This window comes from Chitinophaga sp. 01L420 (genome assembly GCF_056399985.1).
Genome location: NZ_JBFTSK010000003.1, coordinates 133,392 through 156,251 on the forward strand (window position 1 = coordinate 133,392; position 22,860 = coordinate 156,251).

The window sequence follows — 22,860 nt, forward strand, 5'->3', positions numbered from 1 at the left end:
CTGCTGATTTATAAATAATTTGAGTGGATTATTTTAAAATTATAACCATGGATTTTCAATTGACGGAAGAGCATCTGATGATACAAAAGGCAGCACGTGATTTTGCTATCAACGAGCTGCTGCCAGGTGTAATAGAAAGGGATGAACACCAGAAATTTCCTGCGGAGCAGATCAAAAAACTCGGGGAACTCGGTTTTCTGGGCATGATGGTAAGCCCTAAGTACGGAGGAGCAGGCCTGGACGCTATTTCTTATGTACTGGCAATGGAGGAAATCTCTAAAATAGACGCTTCCGCCTCTGTGGTCATGAGTGTAAACAATTCACTGGTATGCTGGGGCCTCGAAACCTTTGGTACAGAAGAACAAAAACAAAAATACCTGGTGCCGCTGGCATCCGGTCAGATTATAGGCGCTTTTATGCTCAGTGAACCGGAAGCCGGTTCAGACGCCACTTCCCAGCGAACCACTGCAGAAGACAAAGGTGATCATTACCTGCTCAATGGTACCAAAAACTGGATAACCAACGGGAATTCTGCCAGTGTATACCTGGTAATGGCCCAAACACATCCGGAAAAAGGCAGCAAAGGCATCAATGCCCTGATCGTAGAAAAGAGCATGCCTGGTGTTACCATCGGCGCTAAAGAAAATAAACTCGGTATCCGTGGCAGCGATACCCATAGCGTTATGTTCCAGGATGTAGTGGTGCCTAAAGAGAACAGGATAGGAGAGGATGGCTTCGGATTTAAATTTGCGATGAAAACCCTCGCCGGCGGCCGTATTGGTATCGCCTCCCAGGCATTGGGCATCGCCAGTGGTGCGTATGAACTGGCACTGAAATACTCCAAGGAAAGAAAAGCCTTCGGTAAAGAAATATCGCAGCACCAGRCCATTCAGTTTAAACTGGCCGACATGGCCACCCGCATAGAAGCCTCCCGCTTATTATGCTTCAAAGCTGCATACGACAAAGATCAGAACAGAGATTATACCCTCAGCAGCTCTATGGCCAAAGTATTTGCGTCCGAAACAGCCATGTGGGTATCCACAGAAGCCGTTCAGGTACACGGCGGATACGGCTATGTGAAGGAATACCACGTAGAACGCCTCATGCGCGATGCCAAGATCACCCAGATATATGAAGGTACCTCTGAGGTGCAACGTATCGTGATCAGCAGAGCCATACTTGGATAGAATTATGAATTACGAATTACGAATTACGAATTTGAGCGGAGCCCGTAGTGAATATCTTCTACGTCATCTCCGCTCAAATTCGTAATTCGTAATTCGTAATTCGTAATTCGTAATTCGTAATTCGTAATTCGTAATTATCTTCGCTTCATGGCAATTAATTTAGAAGCATACCAACAGGTTCTTTCCCGGCTGAAGCCTTTCAACGCGGAACTGGTAGCAGTTTCCAAAACAAAACCAGTAGCTGATATTGAAGCTTTATATGCAGCAGGACAAAGGATCTTCGGAGAAAATTACGTTCAGGAATTAACCGAAAAACAGGCTGTTTTACCGGCAGATATAGCATGGCATTTTATTGGTCACCTGCAGTCCAATAAAGTGAAATTTATAGCGCCCTTTGTACATACCATTCATGCAGTAGATAGCGTAAAACTGCTGCAGGAAATCAGTAAACAAGCCGCTAAACATGAGCGGATCATTCATTGCCTGCTACAGGTGCATATTGCAGCAGAAGAAACAAAATTTGGAATGGATGAGCAGGAGTTACAGCAACTGCTTCAAACATATACTTCCAATCCATCCGCGTTTGCTTCCGTTCGTATTGTCGGTATGATGGGCATGGCCACCAATACTTCTGATGAAACACAGATCCATAAAGAGTTCCACCAGCTCCACCAATTATTCGGATCCGTTAAAACCACTTACTTTAACAACGAAGCGTACTTTAAAGAATTGTCCATTGGCATGAGCGCCGACTATTCCATAGCCCTGCAGGAAGGGAGTACTATGGTACGTATTGGCAGCCTGCTCTTTGGCGAAAGGAACTATTCACAAATGTAGACTTATGAAGAAATTATGGATCTATTGCCTGGCAGGCATCGGTATGGCCGCCTGCAACAATGGCAACGCCACAAAATTCCTCGCCAATGGTGTGTGGCAGGCAAAACTGCACCGCAATGACGGCGCAGAAATCGTTTTCAATTTTGATGTAAAAGAAACTAACGGCAAAACAATACTGCATGTTATCAACGCCACAGATAAGCTGCTGGTAGATGATGTGAAAATAAACGGTGATTCTGTTTTTATTAAGATGCCGTTCTTCGACTCTGAATTCAAAGCCAGATTAACAACGGATAGTGCACTCGAAGGCCAGTGGATCAGACATCTGGCAGATAAAGATGTAAGTATTCCTTTCACTGCGGTTGCCGGTAAGGCAGAACGCTTTAAGGTGAATACACCCGCTGCCGGAGACGTGACGGGCCGTTGGGTAACACAGTTCGTGTCCGCAAAAGATAAGGACAAGACACCTTCTACAGCTATCGGTGAGTTTAAACAATCCGGTAACATCGTGCAGGGCACTTTCCTCACCACCACCGGTGATTACCGCTTTCTGGATGGGGTAGTGGATGGCGATACGCTCCGCCTGTCTACCTTTGATGGCTCCCACGCTTACCTGTTCACCGCAGTAGTGGGGAAAGACAGTCTTACCAATGGCCGCTTTTATGCCGGCATTGGTGATGGCCTCGAAAACTGGTCAGCTGTGAAAAATGATACCGCTGCATTGCCCGATGAAAGAACTATTGCTACCATGAAACCCGGTCAGCAACAACTGGACTTCACTTTCCCTGATCTGAACGGCCGGAAAGTAAGCATCAAAGACGACCGCTTCAAAAATAAAGTAGTCATCATTACACTCATGGGTTCCTGGTGTCCTAACTGTATGGATGAAACCGGTTTCCTGACCACCTGGCACGAGAAAAACAAAAACCGTGGTGTAGAAGTAATAGGACTGGCTTACGAACGCACTACTGATTTTGAGAAATCAAAGAAAAGCCTTCAAGGCTTCCTGAAACGCTTTGATGTGCAGTATCCTGTGCTGATTACCGGTGTAACGCCTGCAGATCCGGAAAAGGGCGAAAAAACCTTGCCACAGCTTACCGGTATCAAAGGCTTTCCTACCACGATTTTCATAAATAAGAAAGGAGACGTACAGGAAGTGCATACTGGTTTCTCCGGCCCTGGCACAGGAGAACACTACGAGCAGTTCCAGGCCGATTTCAATCGCCTTGTTTCGGGGATGCTGGACGCAAAATAAAGGCAGCAGGTACCCCAAAATGGGAATTTAGGATGACTGATGTTATTCACATATTTCGGCTAAAATGGTATCAGACCACTAATATTTAATAATTATATAATATTGTTGCAAAACAGGTAAATCCTCTCTGGTATTTCATTTCCGGGGAGGATTTACTTTTTAATAAAATTTATTATTTCATTTCTTTCAATAAAGTTTGAAAAATACCAGAATGTAATTATTTTACTGCTCCGTTTGACTTTTATAAATTCCATTATCTAATACGCTTATCTTATCCACCTGCCGGGGCAATATCAATTCTGATGTTGTCCTGGATAGCGTCTCCTCGATGTTTTACGTTATTGAAACTTATCTTTTGACTTCTTTTAATAGCAGGTGGTTTTCTTTCTCTCTTTCTGACAATAACATTTCTTTAAGATGCAATTGTGTTTTCAGGGTTTTACTGGCCTGATATTTGAAAATTTTGGTTGTAAGTGTGAATTAAACCATGCACCCGAATCATTTGTTAAACCATAAAAATCCAGTAATTATGTCTACAACGAAATTTTTAGCAGGCGCTATAGCCGGGTTGACTACCGGATTGGTAATCGGATTACTGACAGCACCGGATAGTGGCGATAGAACCCGCAAAAAAATCAAAAGCAAAGCCGACGACTGGCGCCACAAAATCAATGGTTTGGTAGGACAGGGAGGAGAAGATTTATCGGAGCTGAAAGGAGTTTTCGAACATGAGATCAGCGGGTTACAGGATGATGTTCGCGAGCGCGTACTAAAACTGATTAACAAAAGCCAGGGTACTTATAACAGATTTAAAAGAGAAGCATTATCATAGGGTAGCTTTTAGCCATTAGCTTTTAGCTATTAGATTTAAGCGAAAAATGCAGAGAAGATGTATCAGGATTTTCCTTTTCATCTTCTCTGCATTTTTCGCTTAAATCTAATAGCTAAAAGCTAATGGCTAAAAGCTAGTTAACAATTTCCCCGGTTTCCATGTAGTTTTTAAAACGCCGGATATCTTTAACAATCATATTTTCAAATGCTGGATTCAGCAGCCAGGCGAGCCCTGAGCCTACATACCCGGCTGGTGGCCGGTAAGTAATCATCACATCTATTTCGGTGCCTCCGTTATGTGTTTCGCGGAAAGTAACCCTTCCGGCTGTGGTGAGAGAGGAGCCTGGCAAGGAACGCCAGCCGATAATTTCTCCTGGCACCTCTTTTACAATTTCCGCATCCCACTCTAATGTACCAATGCCACCGGGACCTTTCACCACCCAATGGGAATGAAACGGATCATTTTCTTCTACAGATTGCAGATGTTTCATGAAAACAGGCAGGTTATTCAACTGACGCCAGAAATAATACACTTCTTCGCGTGGGTTATCAATACTAACGGAAGTTCTGATATTGACAGAAGCAGTATGTCTGTCGGGTTTCCTTTTACCGATAAAACCATTGATCAGGTCATTACCGCTTATTCCCCTGTAAAGTAAATAGCCCGCTCCCAGGAGCTTTAAAAGGCTCGACACGGGGCTTTTATCTACTTTGCTAATGGCATTGCCCACCAGCCATGCACCCGTAAAAATGGATACTATTCTTCCTTCAGGCGTTACATTGATGATGTTGGAACTTTCATATAATGGTCCTGCTTTAGGTTGTTCTGTGTTACGACCGTTTTGTTGTTGTGTTAAGGAATTCATATATACAGTTTGGGGAACTACCAGCGAAAACCCTGCACTTTTATGTAAAAGCAATTAAATAATTGATATTTAGTTAGATAGATATATGCGTTATCCATACATTCCTGTGGCACATCCGATACGGTGCGTAATTTCTTACACACTTTCGGTAACAAAAATAATCCGGTACCCGGAGAATAAGATGCCAGCTGTTATTCAGCTTGCATTTCTCTGTACTATCCTTTATCTTAACCGGTCAAATAAAAGAACATATGAAAAAAGTATTGACCGCGTTATTAGTAATGGCTGCTCTCCACAGCTCCGCCCAAAAAGAAGTGGCCCCCAACAAATGGCTGAAACTCTTTAACGGCAAAGATCTCACCGGTTGGGACGTAAAAATAACCGGACATGACCTCAACGATAACTTTGGCAATACCTTTCGGGTAGACAGCGGCATGATGAAAGTAAGCTATGATCATTATGACGAGTTCAAAGAACAATATGGTCACATCTTCTATAAAAAGAATTTCTCTGCTTACCTGATTGTAGTGGAATATAAATTCACCGGCGAACAGGTGAAAGGCGGACCAGGATGGGCTTACCGAAACAGTGGTATCATGCTCCATGGACAAACTGCCGCCAGCATGACCAAAGATCAGAACTTCCCGATTTCACTGGAAGACCAGTTACTCGGTGGTAATGGAAAAGATGACCGCTCTACTTCCAACCTCTGTACACCCGGTACCAACGTGGTAATGAATGGTAAACTGATTACAGATCATTGTATCAGCTCTACTTCAAAAACGTATCATGGTGATGTATGGGTACATGCGGAAGCCCTGGTACTGCGGGATTCTGTGATTAAACATATTGTGGATCAGGATACCGTTTTTGTATACAATAAGCCGCAGGTAGGCGGTGGTGCAGTATCACACGCTAACCCCGCTCTCTTGCAGGAAGGTCGGTTATTAACAGAAGGATCTATCTCTTTGCAAAGTGAAAGCCATCCGGTAGCTTTTAGAAAGGTGGAACTGTTTGACCTGTCTCCCTACATCAACGATCCCGTTAAGCTGAATAAAATCCTTTATCTGCTGCAGCATCGTGCGGATGCGAAAAAGGGAAAATAATACTGCCATGTCGATGGGGCCTTGGTGGTCTTGGAGGTCTGGGTGGCAAACAACTGGCCGCCAGTAATAGCGCACAGATAGCCAGGACTGGCAAGGTTCTTTTTTTCATAATCAACTTTGTTTATGCTTCATGAAATGGGGCGTTTCCGCAAACAGTTTTCCTGATTTATGGAAATAAGGCAAATCCGATACCATTTTTGGCTGCTTTAGGCTACCTTTGGCCCCTCGAAAAAAACAGCATGGAAAATTGTACCCTCTATACGCACGAGATAGACATGGAGAAAGTGCTGACCCGCATGCGGGCGCACTTCGGAGAAAAGGCAGTAAAGGTAGCAGGACCGGATCATCACTGGGAACAGTTAACCATCACATCTGGAAAAAAGTTGTTGCGTAAAGGCAATACCCTTATCATCAGCTACCGCCAACGGGCCATACCCGGCTATCAGCTGGTACGGAATGATGACCCGGTAACCATCAACCTGCTCGGTATGCACGCTTTTGTGCAACAACTGCCGGCAGATAACCCTGCACTGCAGGAACTGTTACTGGCCAAAGTAGCGACTCTTAATACCGAAGTAGTCATCCTGGCAGAACCCTCTTTTAACGGTGACCTCAGAGCCGCCATCATGGAACTGGCGCACGAACTGGATGGTATCTTCTTCTGCGAAAATAACTTCATCTTCAAAACGGATGTACAGGGCTTCTGGGATAAAACCGGCGCACTGTTACTCGATGTAAACGGACATTCAACCGCCACTAATCTGACGGTTAATATCCAGTCTGTTTATTTCGATAGCCAGGAAACACCCTCTAATGCAGCTACCGGCAGAAAACAACGTAACATACAGCTGCTGCAGGACATGAACGTAAAGACATCCGCCAGCCTGCCGGTCATCGCTGATGAAAATCAGGTAACACTCCGTTCAACAGCTGAAGTAGCACAACGCGTGGCCATACTCGCCGCCGTTAATACTGTGGCTTTTGGCTATCTCGAAGGCCCCGCTGTAATCAACTACCTGCAGCAACATCAGCTCTGGGATGATACCACGGACGCAGAAAAAGCGTTCCTTGAAAATCCAACAGACGCCCTCAAAACAAGTGAAACCTGGAAGTGTGAAGATATATGGGTACTGCTGTGGGCATTGAAAAAAGTGCCTTCACTGGGAGAAATGGATGCACTCTGCAACCTGGATATGGTACCGGAAGACGCTTTCCCATTCAAAGGATTAACTTCCGATCCCTCAGTATTTTTAGCTGCTGCCACTGAGTTACGTACTGCTACCGAAATACTGGATGCCAACGATCTATACTACCGTGCACACTGGAGCTGTGTAGATGCCCGCCTGAAAGGAGAAAAAGAACCATTGCCTCCAGGAGTCGTATACGAAAGACATTACGCATTGAACTGGCTGATCAAGCTTTTAGCCATTAGCTTTTAGCTATTAGATTTAAGCGAAAAATGCAGAGAAGACAAACATATATTATGTTCTTCTCTGCATTTTTCGCTTAAATCTAATAGCTAAAAGCTAATGGCTAAAAGCTATTTCAGCATCAATTGCGATATATATTTCACCGGTGCGCTGCCGTAGCTCAGGAATTTTTCATTGAATGCTTTCAGATGATAGTCTTTACCCTGTTGCTTTTTATAAGCTTCGCGCAGATTTATAATTTCTTTATAGCCTGTAAAATAACYGGTTAGCTGCACACTACTTACACTCACCCTCTTCCATTTTCCTTCGGCTTCAGCAGCCTGCTGGAATGCTTCTCTGGTCAGCAAACGGATGGCATCTTCCTTACTCATATCTTTTGTGTGCACACTATAATCCAGGATAGTATTGCATACGGCGCGCAGATTCCATTTGTACCACATCAGCCACATCTCAGGAGCATCATTGCCATAGCCGTTTTCCAGCATCATTTGCTCCGTGTATACAGCCCATCCTTCAATCATGGCGCCATTGCTGAGCAGCGATTTAATCATGCTGGGTGATTGATTGGCGTATACCAGTTGGGTATAATGTCCGGGAATGGCTTCGTGGATATCCAGTATCTGCAGTATATACTGATTGTATTCACGCAGATAACTTTCTGCTTTATCCTTGGGCCATCCTTCCAAGCCACCAACATTGTAATAGGTGTTACCGCCTTTGTCGTAGGGGCCGGGTGCACTGATAGAAGCGCCTGCCACACCAGCCATGTAGGCCGGTTCTTTGCGTACTACCAAAGGTTTGGTAGGATCAATATACAACAGGTCTTTTTCTTTGATAAAAGCAATGAGTGCGGGTAATTGTTTTTCGATGGCAGATTGGAATTCTTCGGGTTTAACATGTTGCACCGAAAGGGTATCTATCATACGACCTACCAATTGCAGCGAATCCGCCGGCATAGGGGCATTCCCAAAGTATTTAGGCCATAGCTGCCGGCTGATTTTTATCATCTCGCCGTGAACAAAGTTCTTGCGGGCAATAGCAGAATCGTAGATCTGTGCGGCTGAATAGGAAGATTGTATATCGAAGCCGAACTTCTGGTCATATAATGCTTTACCTAAGCGGAAACTGCGCGGATGGGCCGGTTGCAGGGCTTTTAACCAGTCGGCATATTCCCGGATTGCTTTTGCCGCCAGCTTTGCATTGGTCACCATCACGGCCTGTTCTGCTGCCGGAATAGCCGTTTTCTTCAGGGAATCGGCAAAGTCTTTTTCAAAAACAGATAAGCCACCATTGTTCTGATCTATTGCCAGTAACCGCAGTTCCGGAACAGGATCTTTGATTTGTTTTTTAGCGGCTTCATAATAAGCCGGTACCTGTTGTAACCTGCTGGCAAAGCTGCGTAGCCTGGATTCCAGTGGTGCATAATTTTCATTTAATATAAATGCAAAAGTGTTGCTCACATTAAAGGAAGAGGGATCCCACTCATGGCCTTTTTGTTCATTAATAGCCCATTGTACCGACTGTAAATAGTTTTGTATCAGCTGGTAATCAATTTTGTTGGCATCATTCAATGCGGTGAGGTCAAATGCTTTCAGCGAATCCAGCTGTTGTTTTGCGAAGGCCAGTTTTGCCTGTGCGGCTGTACTATCCGGCACAATCAGTATGGAATCGTAGTTATGATAACCTACACTGGTAGCCCAGTCCGGATCTGCTTTCCAGAGTGCTTCAATGAATTGTGTTTCATAATGACCGAATGCATTGTTCAGTGTACTGTCGGTACCACTGGTTTTACTACCGCTGCCGCCGTTGTTACAGGCAGCCATAGCTGCGAAGGCGGTGGCGCAGAGGAAAAATTTTCTCATGGCTATAGATGGTTGTTGTTGTTTCAAAAGCCCTCGTAATATACTATTAAATTATTTTCTTTACTTTTGCGGCTCATTAATTAAAAACAGCAAACACTTTGCGCCATGTAATGTCACAGGCATATTAACATCATTCCTTTCGCCGTTCCTTCCTGGAACCGGCCTGTGATTTTATTGTTTAATTTAAACCCCGATAACATGGCAATTTCTCAGAAATATGGCCGTACCTGGCATTATCCGTTTTCACCGGGGACCAGCAGCGATGACCGTATTCAATATGAATACTGGCAACAGCTGCAACAGATCCCCGTGTTGATTCATACGGAAAAACTGGACGGTGAAAATAATTGTCTTTCCCGCCATGGTGTATTTGCCCGCTCACATGCGGCGCCCACAACATCCGCGTGGACAGAAAGCATCCGCCGTTACTGGCAAAGTATAAAGAATGACCTCGGCGATCTGGAAATTTTCCTGGAAAATCTGTATGCGGTACATTCTATTGAATATAGAAACCTGGATCATCATTTCTATGTATTTGGTATCCGGGAAGGCGACCGGTGGCTCAGTTGGGAAGAAACACATTTCTATGCCGCCATGCTGGATCTGCCGGTAGTGCCGGAAATCAGGCGTATAACGCCTCCGGCTACACGCAGTGAATTTGAACAGGATACTTTGTCGCTGGTCAGCGGCAGAGGGGCTTTTGAACCACATGATGTGCATACCGGTTTCCCGGCCACCATCGAGGGAATTGTTTCCCGTAATGCCGCAGGTTATGCGGTCAGCGATTTTGCAGACAATGTGTTTAAGTATGTCCGCAAAGGGCATGTAAAAACAGACCAGCACTGGACCCGTCATTGGCGCCGTGCAAGGTTAAATAATGAAGGAGGTAACTATGTGGCAGCTCAGTGAAAATAAATCGTGGGAGTGGCTGGAACAAACCTTTGAATGGGTACGCGTGATGAAGGAAGTACCGCAGGATGCACGCTACCATGCGGAAGGTAATGTAGCCATACATACACAAATGGTACTGGAGGCCCTGGCGCAGCTGCCTGGCTATGCAGCATTGTCACCCGCTGACCAGGAACTGCTGTGGTCAGCAGCGCTGCTGCATGATGTGGAAAAGTATAGTACTACGGTAACAGAGCCGGATGGGCGTATCACTTCCGCGGGCCATGCCCGCAAAGGAGAGGGGCGTGCCCGGCAAATACTTTACCGGGAGGTGCCTGCACCTTTTGCCATACGGGAGCAGATCGCCAAACTTGTCAGATATCATGGCCTGCCGTTGTGGGTATTCGAAAAACCGGATCCGCAGAGAGCAGTGATCATCGCCAGTCTGGAGGTGAATACACAACTCCTGGCTATGCTGGCCCGCGCCGATGCGCTGGGTCGGATCTGTTCCGATCAGGCCGACCTGCTATACCGGGTGGATTGCTTTGAAGAGCTATGCCGGGAGCATCATTGCTGGGGAGAGCCCCGTGCTTTTGCCACGCCGCAGGCGCGGATGTACTACCTGCAGAAGACAGATAGCACACCGGATTATGTGCCCTTTGAACAGCCGCAAACGCCCGTGGTCATGATGAGTGGTCTGCCGGGAGCTGGCAAGGATACCTATGTGCAGCGACATTATCAGCAGTGGCCGGTCATCTCTCTGGATAATATCCGTAAGGAAATGAAAATAAGTCCGACAAATAAAAGTGGCAATGGGATGGTGATTCAGGCGGCCAAGGAACAGGCCCGGGTGTATTTGCGCAACCGGCAGCCCTTTGTATGGAACGCCACCAATATTACCCGTCAGATGAGAGAACAGCTGATCAGTCTTTTTACGACCTATGATGCCGCGGTAACGATTGTGTATGTGGAAGTACCGGCGGAGAAACTGTTGCAACAGAACCGGCAACGGGAAGAGATAGTGCCACCCGCGGCGATGGAGCGCCTGATCAGTAAACTGGAAGTCCCAACGCTCGCGGAAGCCCACTTTGTAAAGCTGAAAGCATAAAGCTATTGAAGCAAACAAAATAATCATTAAGCCTAAAAAAAATAGCTTTTAGCATTTTAGTAAATGTTGCAAATGATGAACATAACATCCACTTCGCTGCATTTGCTAAAAGCTAAAAGCTAACGGCTAAAAGCTATTTAAAATTCATTCCGCCACATCATGCTCTCCACGGGCTTAATCGTGCGACCATTATATTTGGCATTACCTTTTTTATTGTAAAGTATTTCTACTTCGCCTTCTACCACAAAGTAGATCAGCTGGCCGATAGGCATGCCAGCGTATATGCGTACAGGTTGGGCACAGGAAATTTCCAGTGTCCAGGTATTGCAGAAACCAACATCGCCTTTACCGGCAGTAGCATGAATATCTATTCCTAAACGACCCGTACTGGACTTGCCTTCCAGGAAAGGAACATGTGCATGTGTTTCGGTATATTCTTCTGTTACGCCCAGGTACAGGGTACCGGGTTGTAATACAAATCCTTCTTCAGGTATTTCAAAATGTTCAATTTCATTGTGTTTGCGGGCATCCAGTACACGGTCTTTGTAGGTGGCCAGGTATTTACCCAGGTGCACGTCGTAAGAATTGGTACCCAGGAATTTCCGGTCATAGGGAGCAATGACGATAGTGCCTTTTTCAATTTCCTCCAGTATCCGTTTGTCTGACAGAATCATGCTTAGGTTCGTTTAGTTTTAGTGAGCTGTATTGATAGCTTTTAATTTTCTGCTGTTAGCATTTCGTTAAAGACGTAGTGCCAAAAGCTGTTTTTTCTGCTTTTTTGCTTTAATTTGGCAAGATATGCCATTAATACGAACGATACAAATAGATCCGGAAACGAGGCTGGGTGTATGGAAGATAACAGAGGACGAAGCTTTTTTCCGGGAGAAGGTAAACATCAGCCCGTCGATTCATCATCCGCACAAGCGCCTGCAGCACTTTGCGGGCAGATACCTGCTAGTGACACTTTTTCCGCACTTTCCGATCCATGAGATTACTGTGAACAATAGCCGGAAACCCGTGCTGGTATGTGGTAGCTACCATTTTTCTATCTCGCATTGCGGCGATTATGCGGCGGCTATTGTAAGCACCAAAGCAGCGGTAGGCATAGATATTGAAGAGGTGAGAGAAAAAATAGAACTGGTATCGCATAAGTTCCTGTCACCGGCCGAAAGGTCGTTTATAGATCCGGCACATGAACTGTCACATAAAACAATCTGCTGGAGCGCCAAAGAAGCTATGTTCAAGTGGTATGGACTGGGAAGCGTTGATTTTAAAGAGAATATGCGGTTGCATCCCTTTGTTTATCAGCAGGCAGGTTTCATAACTGCCGATTTTAACAAACAGGATACAAATACGCGGTTATATTTGCAATATATTATGGAAAATGACCTATGCCTGGCATGGACTCATCCTGCGTGAGGAAAGAATTTATTAAGCACTGTTGCGTTATTTATGAAAATATATTTACTCGGTTTTATGGGTGCCGGAAAATCCTATTGGGGTAAACAACTGGCAGATCATCTGAACCTTCCCTACTATGATCTCGATGAAGTGATTGTAGAAGCAGAAGAAATGGCGATTGCTGATATTTTTTCATCCAAAGGAGAAGATTATTTCCGGGACAGGGAAAGTAAACTGCTCCGTGATTTATCTGAACAGGAAAACTTCCTGATCTCCTGTGGCGGCGGTACGCCCTGTTTCCAGGAGAATATGGATTTTATGAATGAACACGGTACTACTATCTGGATCAATCCTTCACTGGAAGCTATGGTGGAAAGACTGCAACGTAAAAAATTCAAACGTCCGCTGATTGCAGACCTGGAAGACGATGACCTGATCGGATTTGTGGAAAAGAAAATGGCGGAACGCCTGCCTTTTTACCAACAATCCAGGCATATAATTTCATCGGATAATATTTCATTGGATACCTTTACGCAAAATTTATAGCATGCATAAAAGTTTTTTAGTTTGGGCGGCGATATTTGGTGCATTAGCAGTCATCTTAGGTGCATTTGGTGCGCATAAGCTGAAAGAACTGGTGCCGGCAGATACCGTATCTACTTTTCAGACAGGCGTTACTTATCAGTTCTATCACGTATTTGCTTTAATCGCTACTGGTATTCTTTTTGCGCAGATCCCCGGTGCTCAGCTGGAGTGGGCAGGCAGGTGTTTTATTATTGGTATCATTTTATTTTCCGGTTCCCTTTACGCCATGACCATGCTCAAAATGACGGGCAACGTGGGTTTAAGAGGAATTGGTATTGTTACACCTATTGGCGGTGTATTCTTCATAGCAGGCTGGGTGAGCCTTCTGCTGGGCGTTTTAAAATTAAAAGCATAAAGAGGAACTCGTATATGTATAAAGGTTTTTGGGTGTTGCTGCTGGGAGTGCTGGTGGGTTCAATGGCGATGGCACAGGATAATTCCGGTATTGCCGGCAAATGGTACGGTACCCTGAAACGTTACTATGGCGATAAATATCGCATGGTAGTGCAGTTGGAAAAAGACGGAGCCGGCGGATACAAAGGACGCATCGAATTACCCGATCTGGCGGATAACGAAACGTTTGAACTGGAAACGGTGGTTTACCGGAAAGATACCCTGCTCCTGCGCATAGATGAAGTCAGATTTGCATATACCGGGGTATGGGATCCTGCCACGCAACAGTTCAAAGGAATTTCCACCTTTGGCGGTGATGAGAATCCGGTAGATCTGGGGCGTAAGGAAATCAGCAAAGCAGACCTGTATAAAAGGCCACAGGAACCAAAACCTCCTTACCCTTATTACACAGAAGAAGTCAGGTTTAATAATATAAAAGACAGTGTTTCCCTTGCCGGTACCTTTACCCGTCCTGCCGCCAACGGCAGATACCCGGTAGTGGTAATGATCAGCGGATCCGGCCCCCAGAACAGGGATGAGGAAATAGCAGGTCATAAGCTGTTCCTGGTGCTGGCAGACTATTTTGCCCGGAACGGCATTGCTTCGCTGCGGTTCGATGACCGGGGCGTAGGCAAATCTACCGGTGATTACTATGCAGCCACTGTCAATGATTTTGCACATGACGTGAGTACCAGTATGGCCTACCTGAAAAAGAGGAGAGATGTGGATCCGCTAACCGTTGGTTTGCTGGGACACAGTGAGGGGGGAATTGTAGCACAGATCGTAGCGGCAAACAATCCAGGGGTGGCTTTTGTAATATCCATGGCAGGCGTAGGATTAACCGGCCGTCAACTGATAGATCAGCAAATGGCGATCAAACAAAGCATGGCAGGTAAATCCGATAGCTTTATCCTGGCAGACCGGCAACGTATGAAGCCTTATTGGGACTTGCTGGCGAGCGATAGCAGTATGGCCGTCATCAGACCAAAAGCGGAAAAAATCATCAGAGAATTATACCGCAGCTCAGATGAATCCGTGAAAAAAGAAATGACGGAAGAAGATATGGTGAACAATGCCAGTCTGAGCCCGGAAGCAATTTCAATTTTGAAATACAATCCATTAACGTACCTTAAACAGATCAAATGTCCGTTTATGGCGATTAACGGAACACAAGATATACAGGTGGATGCTACCACAAATCTGAATGCTATTGAACGTGCATTAACCGAAAATGGAAATTTGCTGGTGACAATCCGTAAGTTTGATGGATTGAACCATTTGTTCCAACGTTGTAAAACATGTACAGCAAACGAATACGGAGAGCTGGAACAAACCATTGATCCCCTGGTACCCGAATTTATAGCACACTGGATTTTACAGTTGCCATAGTTCACCAGGAAGTCCCAAATCTGAAGTTATATAGCTGTCATCTGTTGGTTTTTAGCGCTCCATGCTGAAAACTAAAAGCTGGCAGCTAACAGCTAAAAGCTAATTATGTCCAGGAATAAACTGAAAACCGAAAAACCGGAAAGCAAGAAACCGAAAGGCCCCACACCAAATCCAGAAGTGTTGACGAAAGACAAGGAGCCTGAGGTAAAAGTAAAAGAGCTGGTGAAAGATGAACGTACCCATAAAGTAATGGGCGTGTTCTTTCTTTTGCTGTCTGTTTATTGTTTTATTGCTTTTACCTCCTATCTTTTTACCTGGGAAGATGACCAGGATAAAATATTCCATTATTCTACCCGGGAGCTTTTCTTCGGCGATGTAAAAGTAGATAATCTGCTGGGCCGCCTGGGAGCTTATGTGTCACACAACTTCTTTTTTTACGGTGTAGGTATTGCCGCTTACCTGTTCTRTTACTTCTTTTTTATTGTTGGTATTAACTTCATTGTGGGTCGCCGCGTTTTCCGCGTATGGCGTAACGTAAAATATATTTTATTCGGTCTGCTCTTTATCAGCATGTCCATGGCATTTGTAGCCGGCGGAGGAGATTTCCCCTGGGGAGGTGCTTTGGGTGATGCCCTCAATAAATGGACCTCTGGTTTTGTAGGTAAAACGGGTACAGCGCTCTTATTACTGGTAGTGGGTTTCTCCTGGCTCATCTGGAAATTTAATTTTGATTTCAAATGGCCGGAAAAGAAAATAAAAGCTCCTAAACCAGTTCCTGCCGCTGTTCCAGTGCCACCTGTAGCCAATGCGGCTGCGGCGCCTGCCTCCATCCCGGTTAAAGAAGATCCCCGTAAAAACGGATTGAAAGGAGAGGGTGGTGTAATGGTGATTCCTCCACATGAAGAAGTGGAAGAAGAAGACGAAGAAGACCTGCCTCCCATGCACCTGGTAGAAAGAGAAGACATCACCGTGATACCTTCTCATGCTGCCTACATGCCACCAGCAACACCCGTTGTTACACCCGGATTGCCGGAAGCATCTGACGCGGAATTGTCTGAGGAAGAAGAGGAGGAAGAAGACCCCGGACCATTATTGTATATAGAAGAAATACCGGAACAAACACCTCCGCCAAGTAGAAAGAAAAACGAGCCGCAGGAAGTGGCATTTGAAATTAAGCCTACTTTCCGGGATGAAGAAGAAGAGGTAGAGGAAATCCAGCCATCCAGACCGGTGGAGCCGGTAGATCCGTACGATCCTTCGCTGGACCTGAGAGACTATAAGTTTCCAACACTGGACCTGCTGGAAAACCATAACGCCGATAAAGTAATTGTACAGGACACTGCTGAACTGGAAAAGAATAAAAACCAGATCATTGATACCCTGAAGAATTATGACATCTCTATACAGAAAATAAGTGCTACCGTAGGACCAACAGTGACACTGTATGAAATTGTGCCGGCTGCCGGCGTTCGTATCTCCCGCATTAAAAACCTGGAAGATGACATCGCCCTGAGTCTGTCGGCGCTTGGTATCCGTATCATTGCCCCTATCCCGGGTAGAGGTACCATTGGTATAGAGGTACCTAACGTAAAGAAAACCATCGTATCACTTAAAAATATACTGGCCTCGGAAAAGTTCCAGACCAGCACCATGGATTTGCCGATTGCCATTGGTAAAAAGATCGACAATGAGAACTTCATTGCAGATCTGGCTAAAATGCCCCACCTGCTCATGGCGGGTGCTACCGGGCAGGGTAAATCTGTGGGTATCAACACATTGCTGGTATCGCTGTTGTATAAAAAGCATCCTTCCCAGCTGAAGTTTGTACTGGTAGATCCCAAAAAAGTGGAACTATCGCTGTACAAGCTCATTGAGAAGCACTTCCTGGCTAAATTACCAGGTGAAGATGATGCGATTATTACCGATACCAAGAAAGTGATCCACACTCTCAATGCCTTGTGTATTGAAATGGATCTGCGCTACGACCTGCTTAAGGAAGCAGGTACCCGTAATATCCGCGAGTACAATGGTAAGTTTACCCAGCGCCGCCTGAATCCGTTGAAAGGACACCGTTACCTGCCTTTCATTGTATTGGTGGTGGATGAGTTCGCGGATCTGATCATGACAGCTGGTAAGGAAGTGGAAATGCCGATTGCCCGTTTGGCGCAGCTGGCCCGTGCAGTGGGTATTCACCTCATCATTGCCACGCAACGCCCTTCTGTAAACATTATCACCGGTACCATTAAAGCTAACTTCCCGGCCCGCGTGGCCTTTAAGGTATCTTCCAAAATAGATTCCCGTACCATCCTGGATATTGGCGGTGCGGAGCAGCTCATCGGTCAGGGGGATATGCTGGTTTCCTTTAACGGGGAGCTGGTACGTCTGCAATGCGCCTTTGTAGATACGCCGGAAGTGGAAAATGTGGCCGAATTCATCGGAAATCAGAAAGGCTATCCGGACGCATTCCTGCTGCCTGAGTATGTAGATGACAAGGATCCGGATGGTAAAGAACTCAGTATTGCTGACCGGGATCCGCTATTTGAAGAAGCCGCCCAGGTGATCGTTACCACCCAGCAGGGGTCAACTTCTTTACTGCAACGCCGTATGAAACTGGGGTATAACCGGGCAGGAAGACTCATGGATCAGCTCGAAGCAGCCAATATAGTAGGCCCCAACATGGGTAGCAAGGCAAGAGAGGTATTGGTGAGATCGGAAAGCGAATTACAGGAAATCCTTAATAATTTGTTATAATATCTTAAGGTCTTTCGAAATTATTACCCTTTTTCAGGAAATATGCTGAATTTCGCACCCTGTAAAAGACCAACAGCTATACCGGCATGGCATTTGTCTTTGCAGGTTAGCACAAACTAAAAAAAACTACGATGAAGAAATTTGTATTAACAGGAATGTTGTTGAGTGGTATCATTTTCAGCGGCATGGCACAATCTAAGGGCGGATCCGACCCCAAGGCTAAAACCGTTCTGGATGGTGTTAGTAATAAATTCAAATCATTAAAAACAGTAGTAGCTAATTTTATATTGAAAGTAGAAGGTGCCAACAACAGTGTAACAGATTCCAAAAAAGGAACCGTATACCTGAAAGGCGCTAAATATAAAGTAACGCTGCCGGGCCAGGAAATAATCAGTGATAACAAAACATCCTGGACATATGCCAAGGATGTAAACGAGGTAACGGTTAATAACGTGGATCAAAGCAGTGGCGCTATGACACCTGCTAAACTGTTCACCAATTTCTACGATAAAGATTATTTGTACAAACTGGAACCTGAAACGACTGAAAAAGGTAAAGTGTTGCAGAACATTGAGCTGACACCTACTGATAAATCCAAGAACGTTTTTAAAGTGATTGTTTCTGTAGATAAGAAAAACCAGAGTATCGCGAAAATGAAGGTTTTTGAGAAAAACGGTAATCACTACACGTACGAAATCACCAATTTTACACCAAATACCAACCTGAGCGATGCTACCTTTACTTTTGACGCCAAGAACTATCCTGGCGTGGAAGTGGTGGACCTTCGGTAGCTTTTAGCCATTAGCTTTTAGCTATTAGCAAAATGCAGCGGAGATGGGATAACACCTGATCTTCGCTGCATTTTGCTAATAGCTAAAAGCTAATGGCTAAAAGCTGTTTGCGCTTTCTGCTTATTTATTTACCTTTGGCGAGTTCAATTTAAAATTAAACAATATGGCATACGACGTAATCGTAATTGGTAGTGGGCCCGGCGGATATGTGGCTGCTATCCGTGCTTCTCAGCTGGGATTTAAAACTGCAATCGTGGAAAGAGAGAGCCTGGGTGGTATCTGTTTAAACTGGGGCTGTATTCCAACCAAAGCTTTATTAAAAACTGCACAGGTTTTTGAATATACGCAGCATTCAAAAGACTATGGTATTACTGTAAGTGATGCACAGGTAGACTTTGAGGCGGTGATCAAGCGTAGTCGCGGTGTTGCTGATAAAATGAGCAGGGGCGTTCAGTTCCTGATGAAGAAAAATAAGATTGATGTATTAATGGGCAATGGAAAGGTAAAATCCAAAGGCCAGGTAGAAGTTACTGATAAAGACGGTAAAGCTGCTGTACACGAAGCAAAACACATCATTCTGGCTACAGGTGCCCGTGCACGTGAGCTGCCTAACCTGAAAATTGACGGTAAGAATGTAATTGGTTACCGCGAAGCAATGGTATTGCCTAAGCAACCTAAATCCATGATTGTAGTGGGTTCTGGTGCGATTGGTGTTGAATTTGCTTATTTCTACGCAACCCTGGGTACTAAAGTAACCATCGTTGAGTTCCTCCCACGCATTGTTCCGGTAGAAGACGAAGATATCTCCAAAGAACTGGAAAAAATATACAAAAAGAAAGGCATCGAAATCATGACCAACGCTTCTGTAGAAGCAGTGGAAGCAGCTGGTGACGGTGTGAAAGCTAAAGTGAAAACACAAACCGGCGAAATCACCCTGGAAGCAGACGTGGTACTGAGCGCGGTGGGTATTGCAGCTAATATCGAAAATATCGGTCTGGAAGGAATGGGTATTAAAACCGATAAAGGCCGCGTACTGGTAGATAAATACTACCAAACCAATGTTCCGGGCGTTTATGCTATCGGCGACATGGTTCCTGGTCAGGCACTGGCACACGTAGCTTCCAAAGAAGCGATCGTTTGCGTGGAAGCCATCGCATATAACGAAAAGAAATATGCACATAAACCAGCTACTATTGACTATATGAACATTCCAGGCTGTACTTATTGCGCACCTGAAATTGCTTCTGTTGGTTATACTGAAAAGGCAGCGAAAGAAGCCGGTTACGAAGTTAAAGTGGGTAAATTCCCATTCTCTGCTTCCGGTAAAGCTTCTGCAGCCGGTGCTACTGAAGGTTTCGTAAAAGTGATCTTTGACGCTAAATACGGCGAATGGTTAGGTACCCACATGATCGGTGCCAACGTTACAGAAATCATCGCAGAAACAGTAGTAGCGCGTAAACTGGAAACTACTTACCAGGAAGTGCTGGATTCTATCCACCCGCATCCAACTATGAGCGAATCTGTAAAAGACGCTATAGAAGTAGCTTACGGCGAAGCCATTCACCTGTAATCACATATCATTGTAAATACAGCAAACAGCCGTTCTGATCTGATCAGAACGGCTGTTTTGTTGTTAATTGGTACGTAACTGCGTCAGTTAGTTACAATCAGCTTTTCCGTAGCTGCTTTATTTCCATCGCTGGCTCTCAGGTAATAGATACCAGGAGCCGTACTCCAGTCTTTCGCCTTTAAAGTGGTCGTTCTCGCTTTCTGCATCTCTTTCACATGTACCGGCAATCCCTGGCTGTTGTAAATGATCAGCTGCACATTGCTGGTGTTCCGGAATCCCTGCAGGGTAACGGTAAACTGGTTAACAACCGGGTTAGGATACACCCGTATGGCGGATACTGCAGCGGCATTGCCGGTAGTTTTCAGCAGCAGGCTGCTGTCCGTTATGGCGGCAGGCATAATGGTGCCGCTGCAGGTAGGAGTGGTACTCCAGGCCATCTGTGCATCGGTGAACTGGGTCCAGGCGGTGTTTACATCTGTGTTAGATGCATCGCCTGCACTTTTGCCATCACAGTCTGCCCTGCCATTGTTCGGGTGTGGTATCTGGAGATAGGTGCCATTGGTGGCGCAGCTGCCTATTTCGGCGTCGCCACCTACTACCACGGCATTGTCAAAGGTAACGCCCCATTCCAGTGCATCGCCCTTTATATTGGCACTACCGGAAACCGTACAATCGGTGAGCACGGCGTTATCTGTCACCACTGCGCTGCCGGTGTAATTGCCACCATATACGCTGGCATTACCGCTAATGGTCACGGTATTACCCACAGTGGCATTTTCCACCCAGGCATTGCCCGTAATCTGTGCAGTGCCGGTGATAACGGAATTGCCCAGTACAATAGCTTTGGGTCCTACATAGGCAGTAGAAGCAACAGTAGCACTGTTGGCTACCCAGCCACCGCCATTCGTATGGGTATGACCGTTAGTTTTGTACGCGGAGCGGAAAGTACTTTGATAACCTTCAGGTACGGCGTTGGCTATACGTAGTTCATAGGGATAGCGTTTTATTTTAGGCCAGCCAGGCTCCCATACATAGCTGGTATGGGTGGTGGGAGCACCCATCACTACCAGGTACAACTGCGTTTCATTGCTGTTCATAGTAAAGCTGATTTCACTTTCATTTGCAGTAGCTGTAGTACCATAGCGGGATATATTACCATTCGACAGTGTGGTCACAAAACCATAACGCCAGCCGGCAGTAGTGTTAACTTCTGTATGTCCTTTAAATTTTACGGTTACATTCCTGGCACTGCAGGTGGTGTACAACGGAATAATATTGTAGCCATAATCCTGTGGTGCGCTGGCATTATCTATTTTATATCTTCCGGTGGTAGCATTCACCTGCTGCAGCATAGTATATAGCCGCCAGATATAATGTGGTTCCTGCACTTTTAAGCGATCGCGTTCTGCTTTGTAAATAGCCCCAAATCCGTTTACAGTATAGTCGCAGGCTACTTCCCTTTTAACATAGTCGTACATAAAGGTATTGAGCTGCGCCTGGGTCCAGCTTTTAAGACGTCTGTAAGTCATCAGCGGATGTTCTCCTGCGGTAGAACTGGTGCGGATTGATTCTTTCCACAATCTGTTCACCATTGTAATACCGTCCACCTGTTGCATATACCACAGCATTTTAAAAGCATCGTAATGGTGCCGGGTGGAGCTAAAATGGAACATGCTGGTAGCCATCCACCGGGGCAGGTCATCATTGGCAAAACGGGGATACATTTGTGTACGCATGAAGTTAGCATGTGTTTCCCAGAAGAAGCCCGCAGGATCATAATCGTTAAAGCCACAGTTGGCATTTTCCTGGATGGCAATCATGCCCTGTAAGCTGTGCGTGAGTTCATGGCTGGTAACGCCACCGTCCCTGGTAGCATTGGGATGCACCCACATGGCCCCGATAGTATTACCGTAGGTGCCGCCAAAGGCCCATCCACTGGGGCCTCCCGTTCCCCAGGTGTCATTCATCACGATAATGAGTTTGTATTTGCCCAGGTTTTTGGTGGCAGCATCTGAACAGAAACCGATTTCCGTTATATATTTTGTATAGATTTTTTCCAGCGTATCACATATAGCCTGCGGATTGAATGCCAGGTTAGGATCGCTGTAAGTTGCCGGATTAGTGCCTACTACCGCCCCCCAGAATACCACGAAGTTGGCCGATTGATAACTGCGGCTGTATGACCAGGTAGATAAATAGGGGTCCGTACTGAATTCGGGAGGTATGTATACCGTTTTTTGCGCCGATACGAGTACGGTCATTAACAGAAAGACGAAAAGAGATAAAGCTTTTTTCATAAATAATTGATTTGTGTTGGTTGAAAATGTATGGTTCAGAAAAATCAGGCACACGTGGGAACCAGCCATGGCAAGGCGCCGTAGCTATCAGTATTATTGGAAAGGGATGCACGGGGACTATCAGCACAGGTGAGTACACTGGTCAGGCATACTAAAAGACCAGCGTAAATAAATTAATAACAGGGCTGTCGGTTCTTTTTGCTATCGGATTTTCAGGCATCGTATTATAAATACGGTGGAAAGTATCAGGTCTTAATAAGAAATATTTAATTGTCTTATTGACACTTAAAGTTAATGGTTCAGCAGGATTATT

19 protein-coding genes are annotated in these 22,860 nt (G+C 45.4%); 15 read left to right on the top strand and 4 right to left on the bottom strand.

From position 1 onward, the window contains the following. Nucleotides 1-47 precede the first annotated feature (47 nt). From AC1DP6_RS04505 to AC1DP6_RS04520, 4 genes are all read left to right on the top strand, one after another. Nucleotides 48-1,187: an acyl-CoA dehydrogenase gene (locus AC1DP6_RS04505; RefSeq protein WP_477053764.1), complete on the top strand. Its 1,140-nt coding sequence runs from the start codon at nucleotides 48-50 to the stop codon at nucleotides 1,185-1,187. Between the two features lie 147 nt (nucleotides 1,188-1,334). Beyond that, nucleotides 1,335-2,024 (top strand): YggS family pyridoxal phosphate-dependent enzyme, encoded by a 690-nt coding sequence (locus AC1DP6_RS04510; protein WP_477053765.1) that lies wholly within the window; start codon nucleotides 1,335-1,337, stop codon nucleotides 2,022-2,024. 4 nt (nucleotides 2,025-2,028) lie between these two features. After that, the gene (locus AC1DP6_RS04515; protein WP_477053766.1) at nucleotides 2,029-3,279 is read left to right on the top strand and encodes a TlpA disulfide reductase family protein; all 1,251 of its coding nucleotides are present in this window, start codon (nucleotides 2,029-2,031) and stop codon (nucleotides 3,277-3,279) included. A 529-nt stretch (nucleotides 3,280-3,808) separates the two neighbouring features. Continuing rightward, the gene (locus AC1DP6_RS04520) at nucleotides 3,809-4,111 is read left to right on the top strand and encodes a YtxH domain-containing protein (RefSeq protein ID WP_441571835.1); all 303 of its coding nucleotides are present in this window, start codon (nucleotides 3,809-3,811) and stop codon (nucleotides 4,109-4,111) included. Between the two features lie 133 nt (nucleotides 4,112-4,244). On the opposite strand, the gene AC1DP6_RS04525 is transcribed toward AC1DP6_RS04520, so the two are convergent. Beyond that, nucleotides 4,245-4,976, bottom strand: coding sequence for an SRPBCC family protein (locus AC1DP6_RS04525; protein ID WP_477053767.1), 732 nt, complete (start codon nucleotides 4,974-4,976; stop codon nucleotides 4,245-4,247). Between the two features lie 251 nt (nucleotides 4,977-5,227). On the opposite strand from AC1DP6_RS04525, the gene AC1DP6_RS04530 reads away from it, so the two are divergent. Next, complete coding sequence (locus tag AC1DP6_RS04530) at nucleotides 5,228-6,082, top strand: 3-keto-disaccharide hydrolase (RefSeq protein WP_477026179.1); 855 nt, start codon at nucleotides 5,228-5,230, stop codon at nucleotides 6,080-6,082. Between the two features lie 239 nt (nucleotides 6,083-6,321). Continuing rightward, nucleotides 6,322-7,521, top strand: a complete 1,200-nt coding sequence (locus AC1DP6_RS04535; protein WP_477053768.1) for a DUF4272 domain-containing protein — start codon at nucleotides 6,322-6,324, stop codon at nucleotides 7,519-7,521. Nucleotides 7,522-7,622: 101 nt separating this feature from the next. On the opposite strand, the gene AC1DP6_RS04540 is transcribed toward AC1DP6_RS04535, so the two are convergent. Then, nucleotides 7,623-9,374 carry a DUF885 domain-containing protein gene (locus AC1DP6_RS04540; RefSeq protein WP_477053769.1) on the bottom strand — a complete coding sequence of 584 codons (1,752 nt, stop codon included), beginning with the start codon at nucleotides 9,372-9,374 and terminating at the stop codon, nucleotides 7,623-7,625. Nucleotides 9,375-9,572: 198 nt separating this feature from the next. Between AC1DP6_RS04540 and AC1DP6_RS04545 the strand changes: the two genes are divergently transcribed. Both AC1DP6_RS04545 and AC1DP6_RS04550 read left to right on the top strand, forming a co-directional pair. Next, nucleotides 9,573-10,283: an RNA ligase family protein gene (locus AC1DP6_RS04545; protein WP_477053770.1), complete on the top strand. Its 711-nt coding sequence runs from the start codon at nucleotides 9,573-9,575 to the stop codon at nucleotides 10,281-10,283. Further along, nucleotides 10,252-11,370, top strand: a complete 1,119-nt coding sequence (locus tag AC1DP6_RS04550; protein ID WP_477053771.1) for an AAA family ATPase — start codon at nucleotides 10,252-10,254, stop codon at nucleotides 11,368-11,370. The genes AC1DP6_RS04545 and AC1DP6_RS04550 overlap by 32 nt, the downstream gene beginning before the upstream one ends. Nucleotides 11,371-11,507: 137 nt before the next feature. On the opposite strand, the gene dcd is transcribed toward AC1DP6_RS04550, so the two are convergent. Next, nucleotides 11,508-12,044: a dCTP deaminase gene (gene dcd / locus AC1DP6_RS04555; RefSeq protein ID WP_133812153.1), complete on the bottom strand. Its 537-nt coding sequence runs from the start codon at nucleotides 12,042-12,044 to the stop codon at nucleotides 11,508-11,510. A 124-nt stretch (nucleotides 12,045-12,168) separates the two neighbouring features. On the opposite strand from dcd, the gene AC1DP6_RS04560 reads away from it, so the two are divergent. The 7 genes from AC1DP6_RS04560 (at nucleotide 12,169) to lpdA (ending at nucleotide 20,250) form a co-directional block, all read left to right on the top strand. Beyond that, on the top strand, nucleotides 12,169-12,789 hold the full coding sequence (locus AC1DP6_RS04560; protein ID WP_477053772.1) for a 4'-phosphopantetheinyl transferase family protein: 621 nt from the start codon (nucleotides 12,169-12,171) through the stop codon (nucleotides 12,787-12,789). A gap of 33 nt (nucleotides 12,790-12,822) precedes the next feature. Next, nucleotides 12,823-13,317 (top strand): shikimate kinase, encoded by a 495-nt coding sequence (locus AC1DP6_RS04565; RefSeq protein WP_441571827.1) that lies wholly within the window; start codon nucleotides 12,823-12,825, stop codon nucleotides 13,315-13,317. A gap of 1 nt (nucleotide 13,318) precedes the next feature. After that, nucleotides 13,319-13,711, top strand: coding sequence for a DUF423 domain-containing protein (locus tag AC1DP6_RS04570; protein ID WP_441571826.1), 393 nt, complete (start codon nucleotides 13,319-13,321; stop codon nucleotides 13,709-13,711). Between the two features lie 14 nt (nucleotides 13,712-13,725). Beyond that, the gene (locus tag AC1DP6_RS04575) at nucleotides 13,726-15,138 is read left to right on the top strand and encodes an alpha/beta hydrolase family protein (protein ID WP_477053773.1); all 1,413 of its coding nucleotides are present in this window, start codon (nucleotides 13,726-13,728) and stop codon (nucleotides 15,136-15,138) included. Nucleotides 15,139-15,243: 105 nt separating this feature from the next. Then, nucleotides 15,244-17,889 (top strand): DNA translocase FtsK, encoded by a 2,646-nt coding sequence (locus AC1DP6_RS04580; protein ID WP_477053774.1) that lies wholly within the window; start codon nucleotides 15,244-15,246, stop codon nucleotides 17,887-17,889. A gap of 131 nt (nucleotides 17,890-18,020) precedes the next feature. Beyond that, a complete protein-coding gene (gene lolA1, locus AC1DP6_RS04585; RefSeq protein ID WP_441571823.1) occupies nucleotides 18,021-18,680 on the top strand; it encodes an outer membrane lipoprotein periplasmic chaperone LolA1 in 660 nt (219 codons plus the stop codon). A gap of 163 nt (nucleotides 18,681-18,843) precedes the next feature. Continuing rightward, a complete protein-coding gene (gene lpdA / locus AC1DP6_RS04590; RefSeq protein WP_477026189.1) occupies nucleotides 18,844-20,250 on the top strand; it encodes a dihydrolipoyl dehydrogenase in 1,407 nt (468 codons plus the stop codon). An 83-nt stretch (nucleotides 20,251-20,333) separates the two neighbouring features. Here the strand turns inward: lpdA and AC1DP6_RS04595 are convergent, their stop codons facing one another. After that, complete coding sequence (locus AC1DP6_RS04595) at nucleotides 20,334-22,547, bottom strand: DUF6055 domain-containing protein (protein WP_477053775.1); 2,214 nt, start codon at nucleotides 22,545-22,547, stop codon at nucleotides 20,334-20,336. Nucleotides 22,548-22,860 lie beyond the last annotated feature (313 nt).

What these genes read in the sequence shown, in the direction of transcription:
- AC1DP6_RS04510 (WP_477053765.1), top strand. Translation starts at nt 1,335, where the DNA reads ATGGCAATTAATTTAGAAGCATACCAACAGGTTCTTTCCCGGCTGAAG.
- AC1DP6_RS04515 (WP_477053766.1), top strand. Translation starts at nt 2,029, where the DNA reads ATGAAGAAATTATGGATCTATTGCCTGGCAGGCATCGGTATGGCCGCC.
- AC1DP6_RS04520 (WP_441571835.1), top strand. Translation starts at nt 3,809, where the DNA reads ATGTCTACAACGAAATTTTTAGCAGGCGCTATAGCCGGGTTGACTACC.
- AC1DP6_RS04525 (WP_477053767.1), bottom strand. Translation starts at nt 4,976, where the DNA reads ATGAATTCCTTAACACAACAACAAAACGGTCGTAACACAGAACAACCT.
- AC1DP6_RS04530 (WP_477026179.1), top strand. Translation starts at nt 5,228, where the DNA reads ATGAAAAAAGTATTGACCGCGTTATTAGTAATGGCTGCTCTCCACAGC.
- AC1DP6_RS04535 (WP_477053768.1), top strand. Translation starts at nt 6,322, where the DNA reads ATGGAAAATTGTACCCTCTATACGCACGAGATAGACATGGAGAAAGTG.
- AC1DP6_RS04545 (WP_477053770.1), top strand. Translation starts at nt 9,573, where the DNA reads ATGGCAATTTCTCAGAAATATGGCCGTACCTGGCATTATCCGTTTTCA.
- AC1DP6_RS04550 (WP_477053771.1), top strand. Translation starts at nt 10,252, where the DNA reads ATGAAGGAGGTAACTATGTGGCAGCTCAGTGAAAATAAATCGTGGGAG.
- dcd (WP_133812153.1), bottom strand. Translation starts at nt 12,044, where the DNA reads ATGATTCTGTCAGACAAACGGATACTGGAGGAAATTGAAAAAGGCACT.
- AC1DP6_RS04560 (WP_477053772.1), top strand. Translation starts at nt 12,169, where the DNA reads ATGCCATTAATACGAACGATACAAATAGATCCGGAAACGAGGCTGGGT.
- AC1DP6_RS04565 (WP_441571827.1), top strand. Translation starts at nt 12,823, where the DNA reads ATGAAAATATATTTACTCGGTTTTATGGGTGCCGGAAAATCCTATTGG.
- AC1DP6_RS04570 (WP_441571826.1), top strand. Translation starts at nt 13,319, where the DNA reads ATGCATAAAAGTTTTTTAGTTTGGGCGGCGATATTTGGTGCATTAGCA.
- AC1DP6_RS04575 (WP_477053773.1), top strand. Translation starts at nt 13,726, where the DNA reads ATGTATAAAGGTTTTTGGGTGTTGCTGCTGGGAGTGCTGGTGGGTTCA.
- lolA1 (WP_441571823.1), top strand. Translation starts at nt 18,021, where the DNA reads ATGAAGAAATTTGTATTAACAGGAATGTTGTTGAGTGGTATCATTTTC.
- lpdA (WP_477026189.1), top strand. Translation starts at nt 18,844, where the DNA reads ATGGCATACGACGTAATCGTAATTGGTAGTGGGCCCGGCGGATATGTG.
- AC1DP6_RS04595 (WP_477053775.1), bottom strand. Translation starts at nt 22,547, where the DNA reads ATGAAAAAAGCTTTATCTCTTTTCGTCTTTCTGTTAATGACCGTACTC.